18 protein-coding genes are annotated in these 19,838 nt (G+C 61.9%); 5 read left to right on the top strand and 13 right to left on the bottom strand.

The window, feature by feature from the left end; translation table 11 throughout:
• Positions 1-654 (bottom strand): citrate/2-methylcitrate synthase (locus P0D71_RS02245; protein WP_408479136.1); only part of this gene is annotated, 654 nt, incomplete at its 3' end.
• A 432-nt stretch (positions 655-1,086) separates the two neighbouring features.
• Here P0D71_RS02245 and P0D71_RS02240 point away from each other — a divergent pair.
• A complete protein-coding gene (locus tag P0D71_RS02240) occupies positions 1,087-1,488 on the top strand; it encodes a hypothetical protein (RefSeq protein ID WP_408184065.1) in 402 nt (133 codons plus the stop codon).
• Between the two features lie 141 nt (positions 1,489-1,629).
• Here the strand turns inward: P0D71_RS02240 and P0D71_RS02235 are convergent, their stop codons facing one another.
• From P0D71_RS02235 to P0D71_RS02225, 3 genes are all read right to left on the bottom strand, one after another.
• Positions 1,630-2,415, bottom strand: coding sequence for an alpha/beta fold hydrolase (locus P0D71_RS02235; protein ID WP_408479156.1), 786 nt, complete (start codon positions 2,413-2,415; stop codon positions 1,630-1,632).
• Positions 2,416-2,696: 281 nt separating this feature from the next.
• The gene (locus tag P0D71_RS02230; protein WP_091807970.1) at positions 2,697-3,749 is read right to left on the bottom strand and encodes a rod shape-determining protein; all 1,053 of its coding nucleotides are present in this window, start codon (positions 3,747-3,749) and stop codon (positions 2,697-2,699) included.
• Between the two features lie 218 nt (positions 3,750-3,967).
• A complete protein-coding gene (locus P0D71_RS02225; RefSeq protein ID WP_091809247.1) occupies positions 3,968-4,627 on the bottom strand; it encodes an alpha/beta hydrolase in 660 nt (219 codons plus the stop codon).
• A 325-nt stretch (positions 4,628-4,952) separates the two neighbouring features.
• On the opposite strand from P0D71_RS02225, the gene P0D71_RS02220 reads away from it, so the two are divergent.
• Positions 4,953-6,530: a DHA2 family efflux MFS transporter permease subunit gene (locus P0D71_RS02220; protein ID WP_408479134.1), complete on the top strand. Its 1,578-nt coding sequence runs from the start codon at positions 4,953-4,955 to the stop codon at positions 6,528-6,530.
• A 22-nt stretch (positions 6,531-6,552) separates the two neighbouring features.
• Here P0D71_RS02220 and P0D71_RS02215 read toward each other — a convergent pair whose 3' ends face one another.
• From P0D71_RS02215 to P0D71_RS02195, 5 genes are all read right to left on the bottom strand, one after another.
• Positions 6,553-7,305, bottom strand: coding sequence for an AraC family transcriptional regulator (locus P0D71_RS02215; protein WP_408479132.1), 753 nt, complete (start codon positions 7,303-7,305; stop codon positions 6,553-6,555).
• A 302-nt stretch (positions 7,306-7,607) separates the two neighbouring features.
• Complete coding sequence (locus P0D71_RS02210; RefSeq protein WP_408479130.1) at positions 7,608-8,912, bottom strand: MFS transporter; 1,305 nt, start codon at positions 8,910-8,912, stop codon at positions 7,608-7,610.
• Positions 8,913-8,996: 84 nt separating this feature from the next.
• Entirely contained in the window at positions 8,997-9,866 is an 870-nt protein-coding gene (locus tag P0D71_RS02205; protein WP_091807961.1) for a class II aldolase/adducin family protein, read from the bottom strand.
• A 115-nt stretch (positions 9,867-9,981) separates the two neighbouring features.
• Entirely contained in the window at positions 9,982-10,890 is a 909-nt protein-coding gene (locus P0D71_RS02200; protein ID WP_408479129.1) for a LysR family transcriptional regulator, read from the bottom strand.
• A 153-nt stretch (positions 10,891-11,043) separates the two neighbouring features.
• On the bottom strand, positions 11,044-11,325 hold the full coding sequence (locus P0D71_RS02195; protein ID WP_091807957.1) for a hypothetical protein: 282 nt from the start codon (positions 11,323-11,325) through the stop codon (positions 11,044-11,046).
• Between the two features lie 466 nt (positions 11,326-11,791).
• Between P0D71_RS02195 and P0D71_RS02190 the strand changes: the two genes are divergently transcribed.
• Complete coding sequence (locus P0D71_RS02190) at positions 11,792-12,070, top strand: hypothetical protein (RefSeq protein ID WP_408479127.1); 279 nt, start codon at positions 11,792-11,794, stop codon at positions 12,068-12,070.
• A gap of 85 nt (positions 12,071-12,155) precedes the next feature.
• On the opposite strand, the gene P0D71_RS02185 is transcribed toward P0D71_RS02190, so the two are convergent.
• From P0D71_RS02185 to P0D71_RS02175, 3 genes are all read right to left on the bottom strand, one after another.
• Positions 12,156-13,679, bottom strand: coding sequence for a sensor domain-containing diguanylate cyclase (locus tag P0D71_RS02185; protein ID WP_408479125.1), 1,524 nt, complete (start codon positions 13,677-13,679; stop codon positions 12,156-12,158).
• Positions 13,680-13,986: 307 nt separating this feature from the next.
• Positions 13,987-14,586: an NADPH-dependent F420 reductase gene (locus P0D71_RS02180; RefSeq protein ID WP_408295265.1), complete on the bottom strand. Its 600-nt coding sequence runs from the start codon at positions 14,584-14,586 to the stop codon at positions 13,987-13,989.
• Positions 14,587-14,657: 71 nt separating this feature from the next.
• Complete coding sequence (locus P0D71_RS02175) at positions 14,658-15,392, bottom strand: SDR family NAD(P)-dependent oxidoreductase (RefSeq protein ID WP_408184075.1); 735 nt, start codon at positions 15,390-15,392, stop codon at positions 14,658-14,660.
• 128 nt (positions 15,393-15,520) lie between these two features.
• On the opposite strand from P0D71_RS02175, the gene P0D71_RS02170 reads away from it, so the two are divergent.
• Complete coding sequence (locus P0D71_RS02170; RefSeq protein ID WP_408479123.1) at positions 15,521-16,468, top strand: LysR family transcriptional regulator; 948 nt, start codon at positions 15,521-15,523, stop codon at positions 16,466-16,468.
• A 335-nt stretch (positions 16,469-16,803) separates the two neighbouring features.
• Entirely contained in the window at positions 16,804-18,483 is a 1,680-nt protein-coding gene (locus tag P0D71_RS02165) for an ABC-F family ATP-binding cassette domain-containing protein (RefSeq protein WP_408479121.1), read from the top strand.
• A 267-nt stretch (positions 18,484-18,750) separates the two neighbouring features.
• On the opposite strand, the gene P0D71_RS02160 is transcribed toward P0D71_RS02165, so the two are convergent.
• The gene (locus P0D71_RS02160) at positions 18,751-19,608 is read right to left on the bottom strand and encodes a DMT family transporter (RefSeq protein ID WP_408479154.1); all 858 of its coding nucleotides are present in this window, start codon (positions 19,606-19,608) and stop codon (positions 18,751-18,753) included.
• Positions 19,609-19,838: the final 230 nt, after the last annotated feature.

Here is a 19,838-nt window from a genome sequence, read left to right as displayed (position 1 = left end):
CACGTCGTTGACTTTGTACTCTTCGGCCGGATTGGCGAACATCATGCGCATGAAATTCGCGCTGTACGACAGATCGTTCTTCGGATAAACGAACGGCTGGCCCACGGTGTACTTGTACGCCATGGCCACCAGCGTCGGCAGCTTCGCGATCATGCGGATCGCGGAAATTTCACGGTGCTCCGGGTTATTGATGTCGAGCGAGTCGTGATAGAACGCCGACAGCGCGCCGACGGCGGCCACCAGAATCGCCATCGGGTGCGCGTCGCGACGGAAGCCACGGAAGAAGAAGTGCATCTGGTCGTGCACCATGGTGTGCTGCGTGACCGTTTTGACGAACTCTTCCTTCTGCTGCGCGTTCGGCAGTTCGCCCTTGAGCAGCAGATAGCAGGTTTCGAGGAAGTCGGCATTCTGCGCGAGGTTGTCGATCGGATACCCGCGATACAGCAACTCGCCCTTATCGCCGTCGATATAGGTGATCGCGGAATTGCATGCCGCCGTGGACATGAAGCCCGGGTCGTACGTGAACTTGCCGGTCTGGCCGTACAGCTTGCGGATGTCGATCACATCCGGTCCAAGCGTGCCCTGATAAATCGGCAGATCAATAGTCTTGTCGCTGTCGGAAAAGCTCAGCGTTGCGTGTGTCTTCGAGTCCATCTACATGTTCCTTTTACTTTCACATCGCACACGTGCCGGCATGTCCGGTCGTCATTGAACGTCTCGGCATGCTCAGGCTCCGGCACACATTTTAAAGTCCGCAGGGCTCCGAATTGCGACGATTGACTGCAACAATCCATCTCGACCGACGCAACATTCGTTGCCTTTTTTCCGTGGAACGCGCTGCAATTTGCCGCGAAACGCGCACCAACGTCGCACGCGTCGACGCGCCGCGCCCGCTTGCGGACTGCCAGCAAAATGAAAGCTGGAACACTTACTGCAACAATGTTTTGCGGCAGCCGGACTGCGAAGGCATGGGTGCATCTGCGATACTGAATCCGTGTTTTGCTTCCCCTGCGAACACATCGCTGTCTTTGGCCCGCCGTTTCATGGCGGGCCTTTTTAATCAGCCAGAAGAACAGGAAGGACCCGATGAACGCATCTCTCGAAACGCTATTTCCGGATCATGTGCACAGCGACGAAAACATCGTCACCGCGCTGAACCACCAGGATATCGTCGTCGCATTGTCCGCGGCGCTGAAAACGCAAGACGTAGCGGTCTTGCATATGCTCTACCCGCGTACCGACGCGCGCACGCACCGCAGCCTCGATACGCTCGTGAACGTGTTGCACGGTCACGGTCTGCATGAAGTCGCGGATCTGATCTCGGACGAAGCGCACTATCTGCTGTTCAAGGACCCCGTGAAAGCGTGGAAAGCCTTCCACGAAATCCGCAACGATTCGCTCGCGATCGGCGTGCATCTGTACTACCACGGCCTCGTCGGCGAAGCGGCGGAACGCGCGCTCGACAAAGACGCGCATCGCAAGCCGTGATATCGGGCGTTTGAATCGCTGCCGGTGCCGCGCCGGTGCGCTGAGTTCGCTGCAAACGCGAAAGCCGGACACCGGGGTCGGCCTCCTTCGTGCAGTCATTGCACGATCTTTACGCGGCCGTAATGCGCGCATTACGCCGCATTACACGCTCACGGAGCGAATGAACTCGTCGACGTAGCGATTGAACGCCGCCGGATGCGCGAGGTTCATCCCATGCGACGCGCCGCGCACGGTTTCGCGGCGCGCATCCGGCAACCAGATTTGCAGCGCGGCCACGGTCCGGCGGAACATGTCGGGACTTTTTTCGCCGTCGATCAGCAGAACTGGGCAACGCACCTCGGCGGCCTCCTCCGGAACATACGCAGGCAGTGGATCGCGAAACTGACGGGCGAGCGTATGCGCGTTGTCGGTCGCCATCCTGCGAAAGCCCGGTGTGCTCATGGCCCAGAAGCCGGGCCGGCTGACCGAATCGACAAACAGTTGCAGACCGGCCTCCACCTCGCCGCTTTCGATCAGTTGCGCCGCTTTCGCGCGCAACGTATTGGCCGTCTCCGGCAGACTCGCGGGCGGCCGGCCGGCAATCTGCAACGGGCCGCCCGGATCGGCGAGCGTCAGCGTACGCACGTGCCGGGCATGACGCCGCGCAAAGTGAAAAGCCACGCAACCGCCGCGAGAATGCCCCACCACATGTGCCGGCCCCGCGCCGAGTCGATCGATGAATTCAGCCACTTCGTCCGCATGCTCGCTCCAGCTGAACGGCAAGCCGGAATCCGTATCCGCCGCCGGCCAGTAGTGCGTGAGACTGACCGCGACACAACGGTAGTGCTTCGACAGGCCCGCGAGTTGCGGTTGCCAATAGCGGTAGTCGCACAGCGAGCCATGCACGAACAGCAGCAGTTCGCCCTCACCGGCTTCCACATAAGGCATGTGCAAACCGCTTCGCAATTCGATGAAACGCGATGATGACGACGGCGACGAAACGGCAACGGATTGATTCACGGCTGGTTCACGGACAGCGCGGCAACGCCTGACCAAGCTGTGCCGGCTCGAAATGGAATGGGGAGAAGAAACGCGTATGCATCCCTGAAATTGGGATGCGATGCGTATTGTCACACAGCCGGTCGCTCGGTGTGGCCGCCCGATTCAGCGGCTGGACTGGGACGATGCCGAAGCGGCCGCGCGACGGATCCCCCGGGGGACCCGGGAAATCATTCGTAAGCGAGTTCGTCCAGCAGACCGGCTGCGGCCGCCGTGCCTGCGCCACGCACGGCGCACGTCAGCGGTTCATCGGCGACGCGCACCTCGAGGCCGATCTCGCTCGTCAGGCGGCGGCTCAGGTTGCCGAGCAGCGCACCACCGCCTGTCAGCACAATGCCGTTATTGGCAATGTCGGTCACGAGTTCCGCCGGCGCCGTTTCGAGCCCGCGTTTGACCGCGCCGATGACCTGGCGCAGCGGCCCTTCGATCGCATCGGCGATATCGTGGTTGCTCAGTTGAACCGTGCGTGGCAAACCGTCGTCGACGCTGCGTCCGGTCGCGTTCATATGCTCACGCGGCACGTCGCGCACGGCCGAGCCGATGTTCTTCTTGACGTGTTCAGCGGTCTGCTCGCCGAGCAGCACGCCGTACAGATTACGCACGTAGCTCACGATCGCCATGTCGAAGCTGTCGCCGCCCACGCGAATCGAACCGCTATACGCCATGCCGCCGAGCGCGATCACGCCCACCTCCGTCGTGCCTCCGCCGATATCGACCACCATCGAACCGGTCGCCTCGGACACCGGCAGACCGGCGCCGACCGCCGACGCCAGCGATTCGCCGATCAGACTCACCTTCCACGCGCCGGCCGCCACGGCCGCCTCCTTGATCGCGCGACGCTCGACCTGGGTCGCGCCCGCCGGCACGCACAGCGTGAACGCGGCGCGGCGGCTGAACAGCGGCCGCGGGCGCGCCATGTCGACGAATTGCCGGATCATGTGCTCGGCCGCGGAAAAGTTGGCGATCACGCCGTGACGCATCGGCCGCACGGCTTCGAGATTGGCCGGCTCGCGGCCGAGAAGCTGGCGCGCCTGGGTGCCCACGGCCGCGACGCGTTTCGGCCGGTCCGAGGCCTCCTTCTGGAAGCACACCACGGACGGCTGGTTCAGCACAATGCCGCCGTCGTCGGTGTAGATCAGGGTATTGGCCGTGCCGAGGTCCACCGTTACGGAATGACGGAACAAGCGATCGAAAAGCGGGTAATGCGGCGTCGGTCTGGCCATAGGAAGGCTCTGATGTGTCGTTATCCGCCCGTACCGGGCAGTCTGGAAAATGCGCCCCCGGTCACCCGAGCCGCTCGGCACACCCGCAGGAAGTCCCGTTGGGAGGACGTCCTGCCTGGCGTTGCGCGGTCCGCGCGGCGGGGGTGATTTTCATGCTTATGAGCCATTAACGGCAAGCAGATCGGATTCTTTAGAGCCGTTTTTCAATCAGGGCCGTGTCAGCCGCGCGACAAAGCGCCCAGCGCGTGTTCCAGCGCCTCCTGGCCGAGCGCGACGCCGTCGGCGTTAATCGTGTGGCCAATACCCGGCAACGCATAGGCGTCCACCGTATAGCCGGCGTTGTTGAAGGTGTCGGCAGCGTATTCGAGTTCCCGTACGGGAATCACCTCGTCGTCTTCGCCGTGGATCAGGGTGAGCGGCGTGCCGTTCTGCGCGACGATCACCGAGGCAAGCCGCCCCGAGTACGCGACCACGCCGGCCGCGCCTTCCGCACTCGTCGCCACGTGATGCATCGCCATGATCGACCCTTGCGAGAAACCGACCAGTGCAAGGCGTCCGAAAGGTAACTGCCAGTGCGCAAGCTCGGTTTCGAGCATGCGCCGCAGCGCCGGATAGGCTGCGGCGACGCGCGCCTCGCGATTGCCCTCGTTGACGTCGCGCAGGCTGAACCACTGACGTCCGCCGAAACCGCCTTCGAAGGCGTCGGTGCCGTCGAGCGAAGTGAACGCCACGTCCGGCAGGCTGTCGCTCCAGATGTCCGCAAGCGGCATCAGGTCGCGAGCATTGCTACCGACGCCATGCATCAGCACCACCAGCCCCCTGGCAGGTGCAGTCACCGGCGCTCGCCGCCAGCCGTGTTCGAATTGCTCCCAGGTCATATCATTTCCTTTTCTCTGTTGATTCGTCGTGGATATTTCCGCATGCGCGTTGCACGGCGCGGCTATCGACGTGCGCAAACGCGCCGCCGACATGCCACACGCTCACACGCCGCCTCAGCCGCGAGCATACGCCGCCGGATTTGTTTCCGCCCTCCGCCTCGCATGCGCCGACGACGTCCCGACGTGAATACAGGTATGCTTTTGCGAGCATTCCGCGCACCAGCGGCCGCCCGCATTGCGCGGGCGCGCAAAAGAACATTCACACAGAACATTCAAGCAGAACACTCTCGCAGCACGTTCGCAGCACACCGATCCGGAGAACCGTTTGAGCCAGCCCACTTCCGCGCCTGCCTCGGCGCCGCCCGCACCTCCACCGCCGCTGCAGGGTGGCCGGCTGGTGCTGGCCACGATTGCCGTCGCGCTCGCCACGTTCATGAACGTGCTCGACACGTCGATCGCGAACGTTGCGATCCCAACCATTTCCGGCAACCTCGGCGTTTCGGTCGACGAAGGCACGTGGGTCATCACAGTTTTCGCCGCGGCCAACGCCGTGTCCATTCCGCTCACCGGCTGGCTCACGCAACGCATTGGCCAGGTGAAGCTGTTTGTCGGCGCGATTCTGATGTTCGTACTGGCTTCGTGGTTGTGCGGAATCGCGCCGACGCTGCCGATCCTGCTGCTCGCGCGGATCTTCCAGGGCGCCGTGGCCGGCCCGCTGATTCCGCTGTCGCAAGCCATTCTGCTCGGCTCGTATCCGAAGGAGAAATCCTCGACCGCGCTCGCCTTATGGGCAATGACCGCGACCGTCGGCCCGATTGCGGGACCGGCGCTCGGCGGCTGGATCACTGACAGTTACAGCTGGTCGTGGATCTTCTACATCAACATTCCGGTCGGCATTTTCGCGGCGGGCGTTACGTGGATGATCTACCGCACCCGCGAGTCGCCGACGCGCAAGCCGCCTATCGACGTGGTCGGGCTCGGTCTCTTGATCACATGGGTCGCCTCGCTGCAGATCATGCTCGACAAAGGCAAGGACCTCGACTGGTTTTCGTCGCCGGTAATCGTGATTCTCGGCATCACTGCGATCATCAGCTTCGCGTTCTTTCTCGTGTGGGAATTGACCGAGGAAAATCCGATCGTCGATTTACGGCTCTTCCAGCAACGCAACTTTCTTGGCGGCACGATTGCCATTTCGGTCGCGTACGGCGTGTTTTTCGGCAACCTCGTGCTGCTGCCGCAATGGATGCAGGAGTACCTGAACTACCGTTCCGTCGATGCCGGTCTCGTGACCGCGCCGCTCGGCGTCTTCGCGGTGTTGCTCGCGCCGGTAATGGGCCGCGTCCTGCCGCGCTCGGACGCGCGCGTGATCGCCACGCTGGCGTTCATCGGCTTCGCGATCGTGTTTTATATGCGCTCGAAATACGTGATCGAAATCGATACGTGGCATCTGGTGATACCCACGCTGCTGCAAGGCATTCCGATGGCGCTGTTCTTCGTGCCGCTGACTTCGATCATTCTGTCAGGCCAGCCGCCGAGCAAGATTCCCGCGGCGGCCGGCCTGTCGAATTTCGCGCGCGTGTTTTGCGGCGCGGTGGGCACCTCGATCGCTGGCAACGAGTGGAACAACCGCACGGTGCTGCATCACGAACGACTCACGGAACAGGCCTCCGTCAACAATCCGGTGTTCAATCAGCAGATCGATTCGACCCAATCGCTGCTGCATCTGAATCCGCAATCCGCCCATGCATTGTTCGATTTCACGGTGAACACGCAGGCGGCCATGATGGGCCTGAACGATATCTTTTTCGTCTCGGCGGTCATCTTCATTCTGATCATTCCGCTGATCTGGATCACGCGGCCGGCCAAGGGCGGCGGCGGCCCGGATGCGGCGGGCGCGCACTGACAGCGCTCGCAAGCGCGCTGCGTCAGCGGAAATAACGTGCGGGCGTGTCGCCGAATGCGTCCCGAAACATCGCGATAAAGGATGACACGTCGCTATATCCCACCTCGAGCGCCACCTGCGTGACACTCGCGCCGGCGCCGAGGTGCTCCAGCGCGACCAGCAGGCGAAGCTGCTGGCGCCACTGCCCGAAGGTTTGCCCCGTTTCCTTGACGAACAGGCGCGCCGCCGTGCGCGCCGTCACACCCGCCGCCGTAGCCAGTTCCTCCAGGACCGCGGGGTCCGCGGGATTGGCGCTCAGCGCATCGGCGATGCTTTGGGCACGCGGATCGCGCGGCCAGTTCAGCCCAAGCGGCGCGGCGGGCAGACCCGGCAAGCGGTCCAGCAGGACTTGCACGAGTCGCGCGGCGGGTTCGTCGAATGGGGTGTCGTGCGGCAGATCAGCCGCGGCGTTCAGTAAAGCCGCGACCAGTTGATCGGGCACGATGGCGACGGCGTGCTGCGGCGGGAGCGGCATGGCATCCATGCCGGCATAGAGCGAATAGAACCGGACGGGACCGGTTGCGGACAGCCGGTGCAGCACGCCCGCGGGCATCCACACCGCGTGCCCCGGCGGCACGACCCAGCGCTCGGTCTGCGTGCGCACGATCAGCACCCCGGCGCTCACGTGCATCAGCCGCGCGCGACGAGAGGCGCTCAACGGCTCGTCCAGTTTCTCGTAGTGCTCGCCGATCACGAACGCCGGTTGCTCGACGCCGTCTGGATCAAGAATCTCCATGGTGGTGTCCGTTTTGCCCGGTTACTGCCGGAAAGGCAGCAAGATTAGCATAGCCGGGCCGCGGCGCGACGTGAGTGCCGCTTGCGGCGGCTCACGTGGACATTCGAATCAGGTTTCAACGAGAGGCTGGCATTCGGAGCTAAGGAGGCAGACCGCGCACTTGCGCTCTCATCGTTCTGTGCCAATGACAGGCGCCCGAGAACAGGTGCTTCCATAGTCAATCGGCGGCCACCGACTGCAACGAAGCGGGTGGCCGCCGGTACATCCGGCATCTCGGGTAATGCTGCCGCGAAGCCGTTTCCCTAGCGATTGACCACGCTTTTGGGCATTGTCAGCACAATGGCCGCCGCCACGAGCAACGAAGCTGCCACGCAGTACAGGCCCACGTCGGTGCTGTGCGTCATATCCTTGATCCAGCCGACGAGATAGGGGCTGACAAAGCCTGCCAGGTTACCGACCGAATTGATCAACGCAATGCCCGCGGCCGCTGCCACGCCACCCAGGAAGGCAGGCGGAATCGACCAGAACTGGCACAACGCGCCGAGAATGCCGATCGTGGCAAAGGTCAGCGACCCGACAGCCAACGCGACGTTGTGGGCCACCAGCGTGCTCGCCACGAGGCCGATCGCGCCGATCACAGCCGGCAGCGCCACGTGCCAGCGCCGTTCCTTGCTCCGGTCCGAACTGCGTCCCAGCAGCACCATGGCGATCGCCGCGGCGCCGTAAGGGATCATCGTCAGCAGGCCGACGTTGAACGCGTCACTGACGCCCGAGGCCTTGATGAGCGTGGGCAGCCAGAAACTGATGCCGTAGAGGCCCATGATGATGCCGAAGTAGCACAGGCACAGCACCCACACGCGCTTGTTGGTGAATGCGCCGCTCGCACTATGCACCTCGATGTGCCCAGCCTCGTTCGCGAGGCCCGTCTCGAGCAGCGACTTTTCTTCGGCGGTGAGCCATTTTGCCGCGCTGATTCTGTCGTCGAGGTACAGCAGCACGGCAATGCCGCCGATGATCGAAGGCAGCGCTTCGAGCAGGAACAGCCAGCGCCAGCCCGCCATGCCGTGCACGCCGCTGAAGCTGTTCAGGATCCAGCCCGACAGCGGCCCGCCAATCACGCCCGCGATCGGAATTCCGGTCATGAACATCGCGGTGATCTTTCCGCGGCGTGAGGACGGATACCAGTAGGTCAGGTAAAGGATGATGCCCGGAAAGAAGCCGGCTTCAGCGACGCCAAGCAGGAAGCGCAGCACGTAGAAGGCGGTGGGCGTCGTCACGAAAATCATCGCACCGGACAGCACTCCCCAGCTGAGCATGATGCGGGCGATCCATTTCCGCGCGCCGAAACGATGCAGCGCGATATTGCTCGGCACTTCGAAAATGAAATAGCCGATAAAGAAAATTCCCGCGCCCAGACCGTAGATCGTTTCGCTGAACTTGAGGTCGGTCAGCATCTGCAGCTTGGCAAAGCCTACATTGACGCGGTCCAGGTACGCGAAGACGTAGCAGAGGAAGAGGAACGGAACCAGCCGCCATGTCACCTTGGCATAGGTCCGGTCCTCGGAGTTGGCTGGCGTGACGACATCGCCGTAAGCGGATTTCAACATCGTTGTCTCCTTGAATCACGGCCGGCGCGCTTCGTGGTCGCGCCAGCGCGGCTTGTTGTGTATGTGACGGCCTATGCTGGCCGTTCAGTCGAACATGTCAGGGCTGGTCTGCACGAGCTGCTCATAAATGGGCTGGAAATGCAGCCAGCCGATGTATTCGCTGCCGACGTGTTCGCGGCTGTAGCGCGAACTGTGCTGCGGCACCATGACCGGCTTGATGCCGGTGGCCTCGACCAGCAACTGCTGCTGACAGCAGCGCTCCAGCGCGATAAACCAGAACGCGGCGGCTTCGATGCTGTGGCGGCTCACCGTCAGCAGGCCGTGATTCTGATGAATGGCCGCCTTGACGTTCTTGAAGTAGTCGGCAACCGACAGTCCGGCCTGTTCCTCGACCGCGACCGCGCCGGCCTCGTCCTTGATCACGACATGGTCTTCATAGAACGCCGCGGCATCCTGGGTGATCGGGTCCAGCGGACGTCCGAGCGCCGCGAACGCGGTGCCGTAGACCGTGTGCGCATGGCACATCGCGACAATGTCGGGATTGGCTTCATGCACCGCGGCATGCAGCACGAAGCCGGCGCGGTTGAGCGCGTATTCGCCTTCCACGACCTTGCCGGTATGGTCGGCGAGAATCAGGTTGGAGAGCTTCACCTGGGAGAAATGCACGGCCATGGGATTGGTCCAGTACAGATCCGGGAACTCGGGATCACGCACGGTGAGGTGGCCGGCGAAACCGTAGTCGAGATTGTGCAGCGCAAAGGCGCGGCATGCGGCGACAAGGCGTTCCTTGCGGTGCTGGCGCTCCTGGGCAAAGGACGAAAAGTCGGGCAGCTCGGGAAACTTCAATCCAGCCTGCTTCGGCCGGTAGATGGAGTTGTTCGAAGGATGGGAAATCGTCCGGCGCAGTTCGGCCTGCTGCGCGCTGATATCGATTTTTCCAGTGCCGGTGCTCATGGTGTCTCCTGTGTCAGCAGTGATTGCATGTCGCTAACGATAAGGAAACACCGGTCGCCGATCTAGGCGCGCCGGACAATAGGATTTATTACGCCGCCATATAAATCCCCGGCTTCTAGGGTTTCTGCCAGGGCGGCTCGCGGAAAACTTCGACGAAGTAGTCGATAAAGGCGCGGATGCGCGGGACCAGTTGGCGCTCGGGCAGATAGACGACGTGGATCGCGGTGTCATCCTTGGCCTGGTACTCCGATAGCAGCGGCACCAGTCCACCCCGGCGGATCGCGGGCAATGCCAGGTGTTCCGCGAGGCGCATGATGCCCACGCCCGCCACGCACAGCTGAAACAGCGTCGTGCCGTCGGTGCTGCGGAAACTGCCCTGCACGGCGACCCGTTCGAGCCTGCCGTTGATCATGAACGGCCACTGGTTCAGATGCTCGCGCGGTGACTCCCAGGTCAGGCGGGCGTGCCTCGTCAGGCCGAGCGGAGTGACGGGCGTGCCGTGCGCGGCGAGATAACCCGGCGAAGCCACAACGATTCGTTGCAGGTCACAGAGCTTCCGGCTGCGCAATGAGGAGTCTTGCAGCCGGCCCATGCGAACCGCGACATCGAAGTTGTCCTCGATCAGATTGACGTTGGAATCCGACAGGGAAAAATGCACGCCCAGCTTCGGGTAGGACGAGAGAAACCCGGGCAACGCGGCGACCAGTTGATCCATGCCGAACGCGTGAGGCGCACTGACGCGCAGATTGCCGGTCGGCTCGCTGGATCGGACCTGCGCCTCCGCTTCCTCCAGGCTGTCGAGAATGTCGTTGCAGGACGAGAGAAAGCGCTCGCCCTCATGAGTCAACCGCTGCGTGCGCGTTGAACGATGCAGCAGTTGCACGCCGAGCCTGCGCTCCAGACTGGTGACGCTTTGGCTGACAAAGGGCTGGCTCACGCCGAGCATATTCGCTGCAGCGGTGAAGCCCCCGGCCTCGACGACCGCCTTGAAGACGCGCATCTCCAGCAATCTTTCGTCTTTCATTTTTCGAATCCCCGTGCACCGGGCCGCCTGATCGACCCGTTTGAGGACGATATGACGAAAACGATTTCCGCCGCAAGATTCCGCGCTTTACGCCCTGCCCGTTCAGGGCAATCGATTGCTGTGCGCGAACGGGCTCGTCGGCCGCGGCTGATTTCATGCGCCGGTCAAAAGTGACCTGGCCTGTTCAAGAAGAGCGTGCGACGCGGCAAATTCATTGCGTCCCGCCATGGTAAGGGCGGCGGCGCCGGTGCTTGCAAACAGCTCGTCGTTAGATGTCGCGACCACATCCGAAGAGGTGCCAGTCTCATCGCTGCGGCGAAAGAGTTCGAGCATTCGGAGTGCATCTGCCCGCCGGTCCTGCGGACCGGTTGTGGCCAGAATTTGCGCCGCCGCTGCTAGTTGTCGCGAAGCCAGCAGGAATTGAGAACGGTCCATGGCGGTTACCTCATGAGATGCAGTCGTAGGCTGTCCGAAGCGTCTGACAACAGGTTACGCATTCCGGACGTGCTGAACATGTGGTGCCGGATTGAGCATCCGCGTGCGCGCCTGTACGGAAGCGTCTGCAAGGCATGCACGCCGAACCAAAGACTACAGGACGGCAACAGAGCAATCGATTTGCCATCCTCATGCAGCCAATCGATGTTCGTAATAAGGACGATCCCTATCACCGGTTCTTCACTGCACCGCTCACAGTGAATTTCACGTTGCCTTTCGTGGCCGGAATCTCGACGAGATGTACCGGTGCAAACGTGGCGCATGAATATCGAACCCGGTGATCGAGTTCAGAAAAAGGCGAACTGCGCCGTCTTGCTGATATTGGCACGTCATCGACGCACGCCGGGCAAACACCACGAAAAGCTCCGACGTACGCCGTCAATGCATCGGAAACGTGGAGTTCGTCATGAGCGCAATGAATACCGCTGTCGGCCTGCTGGTCGCTAGCGCAGCTATATGGGTTTCGTCTGGCGAGGCAGCCCCCTGCAAGAAAGCTGCACCGTTCTGCCACCACACCAAGGGTGCATTGGCGAAGCCCGTCGTCAGCAAATCGCCCTCTCCGCATGAACGAGGGATTGTGAGAGTGGACGACCCCATGCAAGGTCGCGAGCCGAAGCCGGCGCAGCCGCCGGTTAACCATGACCCTGCTGGAGAAAGCATCGACGCGCAGTTCCGTGGTGGTTGAGAACAACCCTTAAACCGCCGGTCGCATTCTTCCACGACCGGCCGCTGCGACGTCAGCATGAGACAGCCACAATCAAGAAGTGTCATCAGCCCTGCGGCTGAGCCGGCGCAATAATATCGCCTGCAGAGACGACGGCGTTCCTTCCACTCTTTTTTGCCGCGTACAGAGCCAGATCAGCTGAATTCGTCAATTCATCTAGTGACGATGGACATGAGCGTCGACCGGTCGCGCACCCAATGCTCACCGTGAAATGTGGGAGTGCCCCGGATGATACTGCCGGCCGCGCACGCTCAACTTCCTGACGTATAGCTTCAGCGATCTGAGCCGCTCCCGTTTTGTCCGTATTGGGCAGCACGACCACAAACTCTTCGCCGCCATATCGCGCGGCGAGATCGCCACGACGACGCACGTGTCGATTGATACATTCCGCGAGATGTTTCAGTGCAATATCACCTTGAGCGTGACCGTGCGTGTCATTGTATTGTTTGAAGTTATCCGCATCGACGAACAGCAGCGACAAGGAACCATCGCTGCGCTGCAGTCTTCCCCACTCGTTTTCGAGGACATGGTCGAGAGCACGGCGGTTCTTGAGCCCTGTCAGCGGGTCGGTTTGCGTTAGTTCTCTAAGCAGTTCCTGAGCCTTTGCGTGGTCTCGTAATGCAAAGGCAAGGAGCCAGACCACCGTGCAGAACGCAAGGCTAACGGACGACGCTGAGATGCCGACTATCCATGACAGTCGTTTCCAGGAAGCCAGTACGTCGTTCTCCGCAGGCGCGATAACGGCGATGAGCGGCGTCCCGGGAACACGCTGAAATGTATAGAGGCGCATGACCCCGTCCGAGATCGAGGGAGCCGCATAGAACCCGGAATCATGGTTCACCATACGCGGAAATGTCGGTGAATTACCCAGATTGACCAGTCTGTCATGACTGATTGGGGGATTTCTGGCCACCAGCGTGCCGTCCGTGCGAACGATCGCAGTGACACCGTTTGGCCCCACGTCCAGCTTTGCAAGCAGTTGCTTGAAGTATTCGACGTCAATGGCAACAATCGCTACGCCGCCGAATGACCCGTCGGGCCGGCTTATCCTTCTCGTCATCGCAATCGACTGCGCGCCAGGCCGTGACCGTGCCCGGTAGACCGATGACACATATAGCCCGACCTTCGCCGACTGGCGATGTGCAATGAAATAGTCACGATCGCTGAAATCCCAGGTATGGGCGCTCGAGCAGCAGCCGTCGATCAGACGCCCCCGATCATCTGTGACCCCCATGCCGGTGACGTACTCGGCAGCAGTCCGATCAAAGAGCAATTCGTGACGCAGGCCTGGATCCATAGTTTGGATGGCAGGCTTGTTCTGCGACGCGACCAGAGCGCGAAGGGAATTGTCTGACGTTTCAATAGTCCGGGCGATGTTGCTGACCAGGACTGCGGTGACGTTTCGCGACGTTTCATGAGCATGGTCGACCGTTGCGTCACGCGAGGCGAGAAGCGTGATCAGGCTGATTGCCATCACGACTATTGCCATCAGGCTACCTAGCACGCCGACAATCAAGGGATGTCGGCCTGCGAGAACGGCCAGTTTTCCGGTGGTAATAGAAACAGACACTTTTAATGTTGTGTTGAGTACACTCGGTGCAAACGTCGTCGTCCCGCGGTCGTGGCGAGATTATCGATTCGGTTTAGCGGGTCGTGCGGCAAAGGAATGCCCGAGTGTCTTGGCTAGCCGATGACCGGGTTTACGGCAAAGACCGTAAAAAGTAGAGGCCCCTGCGCTTCCGGCTAGCAATTTTCTACCGCGGCCGTTGACCTTGGTTATGGGCAGTTGGGTAACTGGACATCTGCCCCGGCAGGCTTGACCCTTAGCCCTTTGCCTACGAGGCAGGATCGCATCGAAAAATTGCGACCACGGCTCATCAGTCGAATTTGATCAGGTCCTTAAAGATCAGTTGCCCCCAGCTATTTCCACGCGCCTGCACAAGCAGTCCTCCTTCCGAAAGCGCACCCAGTTTGATCGGCGAGAAACCGAGATTTTCCGCAAGCGCACCAATCTCCGTTGCGGCGCCGTCATCGTCGCTCGCCAGGAACACGACTCTCTTGCCACCATGTACTGCCGGATCCTGTTCCAGGACGGCAGCGCCCAAATGATTGAATCCCTTAACCAGTCTTCCACCAGTGAAGGCCTGCCCGACGGCCCTGGAAGAAGGTTGCCCACCCAGTTCCTCAGGTGGCACGCCGTAGGCATTGGTGACATCGACGATGATCTTGTCCTTCCAGGTAGGCAGCGCCTTCGCGACATCCCGGTACGACTCGAAACGGACAGCCAGAAAAACGATGTCCGCCTTGACCGCTTCCGCCAGTTTTTTGGGAATGATCGTGGATCCGATCGCGGCCGCAGCGGATGCATAGCTTTCCGGGTCGCGAGTGGTTGCAACGGATACTTCGATGCCGCGTCGGGCAAACGCCCTGGCAAGCGCCTGGCCGATCTTGCCGAAGCCAATAATTGCGTAGGTCATAGGTTTTCCTTTGGTGTGCGACACCCTACGGGCTCCGAATATCGAATGGAGTGACCGGCGGGCGTAGCGTGTCAGAGTTGGGCAAGGCCGCCGTCGACGGCAACCTCGCTGGCGGTCATAAAGCTGCTGTCCGGCGACGCGAGAAAGGCGGCCGCCGCTGCGATCTCGGCAGGATCGGCCATGCGCTGGAGCGGAGTCATCGAGGCGAAGACCTTCTGGCCTTCCTCGCCTAGCGCTTCCTTCGCGAGTTCGGTCGCCGTCGCCCCGGGTGACAGCACGTTGACCCGGATGCCGGTGCCCTTCAGGTCCTCCGCCCAGCTCCGTGCGAGGTTGCGGACTGCCGCCTTGCTTGCGCTGTAGGCGCTCATTGCCGGGGCGCCCGTGGTACCGGCGCTCGATCCGGTCAGGATTATCGAACCGCCCTTGCCCATCAGCGGCAGCGCCTTCTGTACCGTAAAGATCGTACCTTTTACGTTGGTGTCGAAAGTTTCGTCGATGTGCTCGGCGGTGATCTTGCCTAGCGCAAGCTGGCCTCCCGCCCCGGCATTGGCGAAAACGATGTCGAGGATTCCGCGCTCGGCCTTTACCGCCGCGTAAAGTCGGTCGAGGTCGGCCAGATCGGAGACCGAGCCCTTCACCGCGCGGGCATTGGGCCCGAGGTCGGCAACAGCGGCGTCGAGGGCTTCCTGCCGCCGGCCGAAGATGAAGACGAAGGCGCCTTCTTCGATGAAGCGCTTTGCTGCGGCGCGGCCGATGCCGGTAGCGCCACCGGTGATCACGGCGGTCTTTCCATTCAGTCTGTTCATGTCATGCATCCTTCGTTGAAGTTGTTCTGGAGCGCCGAAACAAAAGCGACAAGCTCGATTCTGGAGGTCTTGATGCATGAAGCCAATTGACTAAATATCTATAATTGCCATCTACTCTTTGGATACCTATGCTCGACAACGTCACGATCAATCAACTTCGGGCCTTCGTTGCCGTGTGTGACCACGGAAGCTTTTCCGGGGCTGCACGGGAGCTAAGGCGTGCACAGTCAGCGATCAGTCACGCGATCAACGCGCTCGAGAGTGCCTTCGATGTGTTGCTGTTCGAACGCAACGCGCGCAAAGCGACGCTCACGGCAGCGGGCCGTAGCCTTCTACCTGATGCTCGTGGGGTGATTTCACGCACCGAGGAAATGAAGATGCGCGCGGTTGCCATTGCTGAAGCCGGGGTGCCACAGGTATCTATTGCAGTGGACACCTATTTTCCGCGCGCGCACCTGATTGAATGCCTGCGCAGGCTGCAGTCGGACTTTCCAACCGTCGCAATCAATCTGCGCATGACGACCATGCAAGGCGGCGAGCGCCTGGTTCTCGAAGGAACGTGCGCATTGGCGGTGACGATCACCGACGTGCCGGAACTGAGCCCGGGTACCATAGAAAGGCAGCATCTATGTGAAGCGCAAATGGTGACCGTCTGTGCGCCATCGCATCCGCTGGCCGCAATCGCGGGGCCGATCCCGCGGGAGGAATTTGGCCGGCACATCCAGCTCGTCGTAACCGACAATCAGCCTGATGCGGAAAAGACACAACAGGGGGTCGCCGGTGAACGCCAGTGGCTGGTGAATGACCTCGGTGCGAAGCACGATCTGCTCAGGGGCAGTTTATGCTGGGGGCACATGCCGCATCATCTGGTTGCAGAAGACCTCGTGAACGGAACACTTGTCGAACTCCAACGGCGCGCATGGCACATGCGCGCCCTCACGTTCATGATCTCGCAGCGGCGCGGGTACTCGTTTTCCGACTGCGAGACGCGGCTGGTTGCGCTCCTGGGCAATCGTCATCGCGTTTCAAAGGGTGCCAGCAAACGCTCCGTCTCACGCGCGGGAAAAAAAGCGTGAAGGGCCGCTTACGCATGAGCGACAGCCAGCAAGGGCTGCTGCTCCACGACGGATGCCCGCAAGGTAGATAAACGGCTCGCGCGTTCTGAAATCTTCAACGGCTGCAACGGGTCGCGAAGACTCATTCACGCTTGTCGGACGCCGCGGTTCACCACCACCGGAGCGCCAATGACTGCAAAGGGACGAGCAGCCGCCGCCCGCCGCGCCAGTGCCCGCCGCGCTTTGTGGCCTCGGCACCGCAAAGCGAAGGCCACTCTTCACCCGCGCGGCCAGAAAAGAAACAGCCCTGTCCGTCCGGTGGGCTATCATGCCTATCCTCTTCGAAGTAGCTCCTTATGATTTCCGTCCGTAATGTCACCCTGCGCCGCGGCGTCAATGTCGTACTCGACCGCGCGTCCGTCACTTTCACCCCCGGCGAAAAGATTGGCCTTGTCGGCCGCAATGGCGCCGGCAAGTCATCCTTCTTCGGCCTTCTCAACGGCACGCTGCACGAAGACGGCGGCGAATTCTCGATTCCCGCTGCATGGAAGATGGGCCAGGTCGCGCAGGAGATGCCGGAGACCGAGCAAAGTGCGACCGACTTCGTGATCGAGGGTGACACCTTACTGCTGGCCGCGCAGGCCGAAGTCGCCGCCGCCGAGGCCAGCGACGACGGCATGCGCATGGCGCACGCCTACATGGCCCTGCACGACGCCGGCGCACATGATGCTCCTGCGCGTGCCCAGGCGCTGATCCTGGGCCTCGGCTTCAGTGCCGCGCAGCTTAGCCAGCCGGTCAACAGTTTCTCCGGCGGCTGGCGCATGCGACTGCAACTGGCGCGCGCGCTCATGTGCCCGTCCGACTTGCTGTTGCTCGACGAGCCGACCAATCACCTCGACCTCGACGCACTGGTCTGGCTGGAAGCGTGGCTCAAGCGCTATCCAGGAACTTTGGTCGTGATCAGCCACGACCGCGAATTCCTCGACGCGGTGACGCAGGTGACGGTGCACGTCGACAACGCCAAGCTCGTTCGCTATGGCGGCAACTACAGCAAGTTCGAAGAGATGCGCGCTGAGCAACTGCTGTTGCAGCAGGCCGCGATGGCCCGGCAGGCGGACAAGATCGCTCACCTGCAGAAATTCATCGACCGCTTCAAGGCCAAGGCCTCGAAGGCGAAGCAGGCGCAGAGCCGGGTCAAGGCGCTCGAACGCATGGAAAAGATCGCACCTGTGCTTGCCGACGCCGAGTTCACCTTCGAGTTCAAGGAGCCGCTCAACGTCCCGAACCCGCTGTTGTCGATGCTGGACGCGAGCTTCGGCTACCCGGCGCCGACCGACGCGCCTCCGGGCACGCCGCCGACGGTTATCGTGCGGGGCATCAACCGGTCCGTGCTGGCCGGGCAGCGCATCGGCATTCTCGGTGCCAACGGCCAAGGCAAGTCCACGCTGGTGAAGACGGTGGCGCACGAGCTGGCGCCGATTACCGGCGAAATCAGCGAAGGCAAAGGCCTGAACATCGGCTACTTCGCGCAGCAGGAACTCGACGTGCTGCGTCCTCTCGACACGCCGCTGGAACACATGATCCGTCTTGCCAAGGACACGCCGGCGCACATGCGCGCCCCCGGCCAGAGCGGCACCGAACAATCGCTTCGCACCTTCCTCGGCACCTTCAGTTTCAGTGGCGACATGGTCCATCAGGCGGTCGGCACGATGAGCGGCGGCGAAAAGGCGCGGCTCGTGTTGTGCATGATCGTGTGGCAGCGCCCCAACCTGCTGCTGCTCGACGAGCCGACCAACCACCTCGACCTGGCCACACGCGAAGCGCTAGGCATGGCACTCAACGAATTCGAAGGCACAGTGATGCTGGTCAGTCACGACCGGTCCCTGCTGCGCGCGGTATGTGACGAGTTCTGGCTCGTCACCAAGGGTGGCGTCGAGCCATTCGACGGCGATCTGGACGATTACCAGGAGTTCCTGCGCGACGAAGCCCGTCGCATGCGCGAGCAGGCTGCCGGAGAGCTGAAGGTCATTGCCTGAGGTGAGACTAGTGGTAGTTCCAGTCTGGAAGCTGCTGTAGCGCTCGCATCGAGTCGAAGAGGCCTTAAGGCCGAACAATACGCATTCTTCGATGCCACAGCGGTCGTTCGTGATTTTAGTTTCCGACCGACCGCTGTGCTGCAGCGAGCGCGACTTTGTTGTCTGCCCATACTACGTATGAAGAAACATCAAAGTCCGCGCGGGAGAGAGTGGAAAGAGGCAAGCGCGATCGTCAGTCCCGATACATCCAAATCGTCCACCGCCCTCTTACGGCCGCCTGTCGTGCCGGGTTCCCCGACGCACCACAACCAGGGCAATACCTCCGAGAATCGCCGCCGAGGCCAACACGATTCGGATGGTCACGCTCTCTCCAAGAAATGCGACTGCGCCGAGCGTTGCGATGACCGGCACGCTCAACTGCACCGTGGCCGCGTTGCCCGCTTTCAGACCGGGCAATGCCGCGTACCAGATGGCGTACCCAATGCCGGAGGCCGCTGCGCCGGAACCCGTTGCGTACCAGAAACCGGCGCAGTCAATCGAAGCGTGGGCGGACATGGCGGCGCTGAGCGCCGCGGCGAGTGGGACTGCGCGCAGGAAGTTACCGGCCGTCACCGCGGTGGGATTTCCCGCGCCCTTGCCGCGCAACGAATAGATGCCCCAAGCGACGCCGGCGCCGAGCATAAGGACAGCGCCTCCGGGAGGTGGCGCGGAGAGACCGGGAAGCAGCAGCCCCGCAAGGCCTGCCAACGCGCATGTCAATCCGATCCATTGCCGCCAATGGAAGCGTTCGCCCTTTCGGATGCCGTAGCCGATCATTGTCGTCTGCACGGCGCCGAACAGAAGCAGGGCCCCAGTGGACGCCGGCAGGCTCAGGTAGGCAAACGAGAATGCGGCCGCATAGGCGAACAGCGCCAGCGCCGACAGCCAGTTTCCGGCGCCGCCCAGCCTGCCGCCCCGGAGCCGCACTATCATCGAGAGCACGAGGGCGCCCGACGCGATACGGATCGACGTAAAACTCGCTGCATCGATGCCGGTGCCCTTAAGGGCCAGCCGGCATAGCAACGAGTTCGCTGCAAACGCGACCATTGCAAGCAGCGTCAGCACAGTGACACGCACGGGCGACACAGACATCCCCCAAAAACCTTGAATGTTCCGCCAGTATCCGGCCATTGCGCTGCCCGTACGAGCGTCGGTGACCGGTCGTCTCTGCCCGAACGCGGCCTTTTGCAATCGGCTCATGTCGAGCCGTTGCAGTGCTTCGCCCCCGAGACCTGAACGACTGCTTCCAAGGCAGGATCGGACAACCCGCCCGGCGTGGCGGTCGTTCCGCCGAAGATATTTTCGCATAGCGGAAG

This window comes from Paraburkholderia sp. RL17-383-BIF-A (assembly GCF_046028015.1).
Taxonomy (GTDB): domain Bacteria; phylum Pseudomonadota; class Gammaproteobacteria; order Burkholderiales; family Burkholderiaceae; genus Paraburkholderia.
Note: the sequence above shows the minus strand (reverse complement) of the source record. Positions and strands in the feature narration are given on the sequence as shown.